Source organism: Bacteroides sp. OF04-15BH, assembly GCF_003477995.1.
Classification (GTDB): Bacteria; Bacteroidota; Bacteroidia; order Bacteroidales; family Bacteroidaceae; genus Paraprevotella.
The window spans coordinates 1-551 of record NZ_QUEM01000119.1 but is presented as its reverse complement, the minus strand read 5'-3'; the positions used below and the strand labels follow the sequence as shown (position 1 = coordinate 551).

3 protein-coding genes are annotated in these 551 nt (G+C 53.4%); all 3 read right to left on the bottom strand.

The window, feature by feature from the left end; all coding sequences use genetic code 11:
- Window positions 1-98 (bottom strand): DUF3875 domain-containing protein (locus DXA74_RS16175; protein WP_233550598.1); only part of this gene is annotated, 98 nt, incomplete at its 3' end.
- A gap of 5 nt (window positions 99-103) precedes the next feature.
- Window positions 104-466 (bottom strand): DUF4133 domain-containing protein, encoded by a 363-nt coding sequence (locus tag DXA74_RS16170; RefSeq protein WP_007566699.1) that lies wholly within the window; start codon window positions 464-466, stop codon window positions 104-106.
- Between the two features lie 10 nt (window positions 467-476).
- Window positions 477-551: DUF4134 family protein (locus DXA74_RS16165; RefSeq protein ID WP_118261746.1), on the bottom strand; the 75-nt coding region annotated here is incomplete at its 5' end.

Here is a 551-nt window from a genome sequence, read left to right as displayed (position 1 = left end):
CTGAAAGCCACCGTTATGTCCGCATCCTTTGAAATGATGCAGCCGTTCTCCACCGCCAAAAGGGGGAATTTCCTTTCCAGCGTGGTAGCCTTTAACATATTTCTCATGGTCTTTCTTCCTTTCTTTTTTTGTAGGTGAATAATCGGGGTATCGCCTTTCGGCTGATAATGAAGCGTGGATGCCGTTTGCGTGCGGCGGCTTTCATCAGCCCGTGCGTGCCGTACTTGGCGTTGAGCCGGAACGTCTGCCACACGAGCAGCAGCGAAGCCGACACGATGAAACCGATACATAGCCACTGGTTCACGCCTGCCATGAACAGGACGATGAACACTACGAAGACGGCGAGCAAGCCGCCGCAAAAGATAAAGAGGTACTGGCTTTTCAGCCCCTTGAACTCCACGGGCTTCCCGATACCCCTGTTTACCTGATATTTTTCGGGCTTAGCCCTCAACAACTCGTCAGACATAGCCGCAGGTTTAGAGGAAGAACGAGCGCAGGATAGTGGCGGCTACAATCAGGAAGATGCACGCCCCGAACCAACTGGCGGCGGT